Source organism: Enterobacter mori LMG 25706, assembly GCF_000211415.1.
GTDB lineage: Bacteria > Pseudomonadota > Gammaproteobacteria > Enterobacterales > Enterobacteriaceae > Enterobacter > Enterobacter mori.
In genome coordinates, this window is sequence record NZ_GL890776.1 from 310,766 (window position 1) to 315,071 (window position 4,306).

At 55.8% G+C, this 4,306-nt stretch carries 5 protein-coding genes; 3 read left to right on the forward strand and 2 right to left on the reverse strand.

Annotated elements, in window-relative coordinates; all coding sequences use genetic code 11:
- Window positions 1-827: 2-hydroxyacid dehydrogenase (locus tag ENTMO_RS24070; RefSeq protein WP_010430698.1), on the reverse strand; the 827-nt coding region annotated here is incomplete at its 3' end.
- 210 nt (window positions 828-1,037) lie between these two features.
- On the opposite strand from ENTMO_RS24070, the gene ENTMO_RS0111395 reads away from it, so the two are divergent.
- Genes ENTMO_RS0111395 through ENTMO_RS0111405 form a run of 3 tightly spaced genes read left to right on the forward strand, consistent with a single transcriptional unit; the run spans window position 1,038 to window position 4,193 of the window.
- Window positions 1,038-3,677 carry a YdbH family protein gene (locus ENTMO_RS0111395; protein ID WP_010430702.1) on the forward strand — a complete coding sequence of 880 codons (2,640 nt, stop codon included), beginning with the start codon at window positions 1,038-1,040 and terminating at the stop codon, window positions 3,675-3,677.
- The gene (locus ENTMO_RS0111400; protein ID WP_010430706.1) at window positions 3,674-3,865 is read left to right on the forward strand and encodes a YnbE family lipoprotein; all 192 of its coding nucleotides are present in this window, start codon (window positions 3,674-3,676) and stop codon (window positions 3,863-3,865) included. The genes ENTMO_RS0111395 and ENTMO_RS0111400 overlap by 4 nt, the downstream gene beginning before the upstream one ends.
- 7 nt (window positions 3,866-3,872) lie before the next feature.
- Window positions 3,873-4,193 carry a YdbL family probable chaperone protein gene (locus ENTMO_RS0111405; RefSeq protein ID WP_010430707.1) on the forward strand — a complete coding sequence of 107 codons (321 nt, stop codon included), beginning with the start codon at window positions 3,873-3,875 and terminating at the stop codon, window positions 4,191-4,193.
- On the opposite strand, the gene ENTMO_RS26565 is transcribed toward ENTMO_RS0111405, so the two are convergent.
- Window positions 4,194-4,306 (reverse strand): helix-turn-helix domain-containing protein (locus ENTMO_RS26565; protein ID WP_041951396.1); only part of this gene is annotated, 113 nt, incomplete at its 5' end. It lies immediately after the preceding gene.

The window sequence follows — 4,306 nt, forward strand, 5'->3', positions numbered from 1 at the left end:
ATCACGTCGTTGGACTTGTCTTCAAAGAACAGGTCACGTTCGTTCTCATACACGTCCATGCCCAGCGCGCCAATTTTCTGGGTCTTCAGCGCTTCGATAGCAGCCTGAGAGTCAACCAGTCCGCCGCGGCTGGTGTTGATGATCATCACGCCATCTTTCATCTGGTCAAACGCCGCCTGGTTAAGCAGGTGGTAGTTTTCCGGCGTCAGCGGGCAGTGCAGGGAGATCACGTCAGACTGGGAGAACAGCGTCGGCAGATCAACATACTCCACGCCCAGATCCAGCGCGGCTGCGCTTGGGTACGGATCAAACGCCAGCAGGCGCATACCAAAGCCTTTCAGGATCCTCAGGGCAGCCACGCCAATTTTGCCGGTGCCGATAACGCCAGCGGTTTTACCGTACATGGTAAAGCCCGTCAGGCCTTCCAGCGAGAAGTTGGCATCACGGGTGCGCTGATAAGCGCGGTGAATACGTCGGTTCAGGGACATCATCATGCCGATGGCATGTTCCGCGACCGCTTCAGGGGAGTATGCCGGAACGCGTACCACCCTCAGACCCAGCTCCTTCGCCGCGTCGAGGTCCACGTTATTGAAGCCTGCACAGCGCAGGGCGATATACTTCACCCCATGCTTTTTCAGCTCTTCCAGCACCGGACGACTGCCATCATCGTTCACAAAAATGCAGACGCCTTCACAGCCGTGCGCCGTTTTGGCGGTTTTTTCGGACAGCAGAAAGTCGAAAAATTCAAGCTCAAACCCGTAAGCCTCGTTAACATGTTGCAGATACTTTTTGTCGTACTGCTTTGTGCTATATACCGCGAGTTTCATAAGACTTTCTCCAGTGATTTTGCATTCACGTTAGCATGATTAAAATAATCTTACAATTTCTAAAATATTATTGAATTCAATAAGTTCTATCAATTATTCTAGAGCATCTATCCTTAAAAAAGGCATTCACTTCAACTGACTGGCTAAACATGCGACAATGATCGGGAATGTCGGCTTAATTCTTTCGCTAAATCAGGATATTAACTGCCCATGAAGGGTAAATACAAAGCCGCGATTGCGCTTTTACTGCTGTTGATTTTGGTGCCGCTGACGCTGCTGATGACGCTCGCCCAGTGGGTGCCAACGCTCGCCGGGATCTGGCTCCCCGTCGGAACGCGTATCGCTTTCGAGGAAAGCCCAAAACTCACCCGTCACGCGCTGGTGATCCCCGATCTTCGTTATCTGGTGGATGAGTGTGAAATTGCGCGTATCGATAACGTGACGTTGTCACACCCAAGCCGCTGGAAGCTTGATGTAGGCACCCTTGAGCTTAACTCCGTCTGCCTCAGCAAACTCCCTCAATCTGCGCCGTCGACGGTGGCACCCAAAACGTTGGCCCAGTGGCAGGCGGTGTTACCGAATACCTGGCTGACGGTGCATCGTCTTTCTCTTGCCCCCTGGCAGCAGTGGGAGGGCGAACTTCATGCGTCACTCACTCCAGCCAGTCAGGAAATTACCTATAAAGGCGAACAGGTCAGCATTAAAGGCCAGCTACGCGGACAAACTCTCTCTGTCAGTCAGTTCGATATTCGCCTTCCAGACCAGCCGCAGCCTGTCAAACTGGTCGGGAAATTTACCCTGCCGCTGGTGCCGGACGGTGTGCCGGTGAAAGGGCACGCCGTTGCCACCTTTAACGTGCCACAGTTGACCTCTCTGGTCGATGCCGATCTGGACTGGGAAGACAATCAGGGGCAACTGGTGGTGATGGCACGGGACAATCCCGATCCGCTGCTCGACCTGCCGTGGCAAATTACAGCCGAACAGCTGAATATCAGCGACGGACGCTGGAACTGGGCGCTGCCCGGCCTGCCGCTGAGCGGCCGGGTTGGCCTGCGTATTGATAACTGGCAGCAGGGGCTGGAAAAAGCCACCGTTTCCGGGCGACTGAATGTGCTCACGCAGGGCGATGCGGGCAAAGGTAATGCGGTGCTGAATATCGGCCCGGGTTCGCTTAGCATGGAAAACAGCGATATGCCGCTGTATTTGAGCGGCGAGGCGAAACAAAACGATCTCATTCTCTACGCCAAACTCCCGGCCAAACTGACCGGAAGCCTCAACGATCCGCAGCTTTCCTTTGAACCCGGCGCGCTGCTGCGTTCGCGCGGTCGCATTATCGATTCGCTGGATATTGATGAAATCCGCTGGCCGCTGGCGGGCGTGAAGCTCACGCAAAAAGGCGTAGATGGCCGACTTCAGGCCATTCTGCGCGCGCACGAAAATGAAACGGGCGATTTTGAACTGCACCTGGACGGTCAGGCTAACGACTTTTTACCTGATAATGGCCTGTGGCAGTGGCGCTACTGGGGAAAAGGGAGCTTTACGCCCATGCACGCGCGCTGGGATGTCGCCGGTAAAGGCGAGTGGCGCGACGCGCTTATTGAGTTAACCGAACTCTCGACCGGATTCGACAAGCTCCAGTACGGCACCATGACGGTAGGCGAGCCGCGCCTGGTACTGGATACCCCCGTTCGCTGGAACCGCGATCCGGCCAAACCCTCCTTTAGCGGCGCTCTGGCGCTGAATGCCGGACAAACGACGTTCTCCGGCGGAAGCGTACTGCCGCCTTCGGTACTGAGCTTCAGCGTTGATGGCACCGATCCGACACTCTTTCAGTTTAAGGGCGACCTCCACGCCGACAAAATTGGTCCGGTACAGGTCAATGGACGCTGGGACGGCGAACGCCTTCGTGGTCAGGCCTGGTGGCCGAAACAGTCGCTCACCGTGTTCCAGCCGCTGATCCCACCAGACTGGAAAATGACGCTGCACGATGGCGAACTGTATGCCCAGGTTGCTTTCTCGGCTGCGGCCGGTCAGGGCTTTGAGGCGGGCGGACACGGGGTGCTGAAATCCGGCAGCGTCTGGATGCCGGATAACCAGATTAACGGTATCGACTTTGTCCTGCCGTTCCGTTTCAGCGAAGGCACATGGTCGCTGGGTACGCGAGGGCCGGTCACATTGCGTATTGGCGAGGTGCAAAACCTGGTCACGGCGAGGAATATCACGGCGGATTTGCAGGGGGACTACCCCTGGAGCGAGGAGAACCCGCTGTTGCTCACCAACGTCAAGGTTGAGGTACTGGGCGGGAAAATCACCATGCAGCAGTTGAGGATGCCGCAGCACGATCCGGCACTGCTGCGCGTGGACAATATCTCGTCCAGCGAGTTGGTAAGCGCCGTCAATCCGAAACAGTTTGCGATGTCCGGGCCGGTCAGCGGCGCGCTACCGTTCTGGCTGGACAATGAAAAATGGATCATCAAAGATGGCTGGCTGACCAATCCGGGGCCGATGACGCTGCGTCTCGACAAAGACACAGCTGATGCCATTGTGAAAGACAATATGGTCGCGGGGGCGGCGATTAACTGGTTACGCTATATGGAAATTTCCCAATCGTGGACAAAACTCAATGTAGATAATCTGGGTGTATTAACGCTGCAGGCGACCATTAAAGGCACCAGCCGCGTTGATGGCAAAAGCAGCTTCGTGAACCTGAATTACACCCACGAAGAGAACGTATTTACCCTCTGGCGCAGCCTGCGCTTTGGGGACAACCTGCAAACATGGTTTGAGCAACATGCGGCGATACCGGGTCTCCGCAGTTCGACGGGCAAGGAAAGTGAGGAACAACAATGAAAAAGATGGCTGGTGTGCTCACCGTTGCCGTTGCCGCGCTGATGACAGGCTGTACGCCGCGCATTGAAGTCGCTGCGCCAAAGGAGCCGATTACTATCAACATGAACGTCAAAATCGAACACGAGATCCATATTAAGGTCGATAAAGATGTTGAAACCCTGCTGAAATCGCGCAGCGATCTGTTCTGAGGACGCCATGAAACGAACGTTAGCTCTCATTTTACTGGCGCTGGGAATGCACGTGCAGGCGGCAACGCTTACCCTGAATGACGCCCGTGAGCAGGGGCGTGTGGGGGAGACCCTGAGCGGCTATATCGCGCCGATCGCACACGATGCCGAAACGCTGGCGCTGGTTAGCCGCATTAACGCGGCGCGCACGGAAAGCTATCAGAAGCTGGCCGACAGCAATAACTTACCTGTAGATGAAGTGGCAAAAATGGCGGGGCAAAAGCTGGTTGCCCGCGCGCAGCCGGGGGAATATGTGAAGGGTATAAACGGTAAATGGCTGAAGAAGTGATCAGCGGAAGCGCTTGCGATACTCTCCCGGAGACACGCCAAAACGCTGCTTAAACGCCGTCGAAAAATGGCTGTGATCGGCAAAGCCCCAGCTGTAGCCGATCCCCCCCAGCC

Excerpts from the sequence above, each read along its gene's own strand:
- ENTMO_RS0111395 (WP_010430702.1), top strand. The coding sequence starts at position 1,038 with ATGAAGGGTAAATACAAAGCCGCGATTGCGCTTTTACTGCTGTTGATT.
- ENTMO_RS0111400 (WP_010430706.1), top strand. The coding sequence starts at position 3,674 with ATGAAAAAGATGGCTGGTGTGCTCACCGTTGCCGTTGCCGCGCTGATG.
- ENTMO_RS0111405 (WP_010430707.1), top strand. The coding sequence starts at position 3,873 with ATGAAACGAACGTTAGCTCTCATTTTACTGGCGCTGGGAATGCACGTG.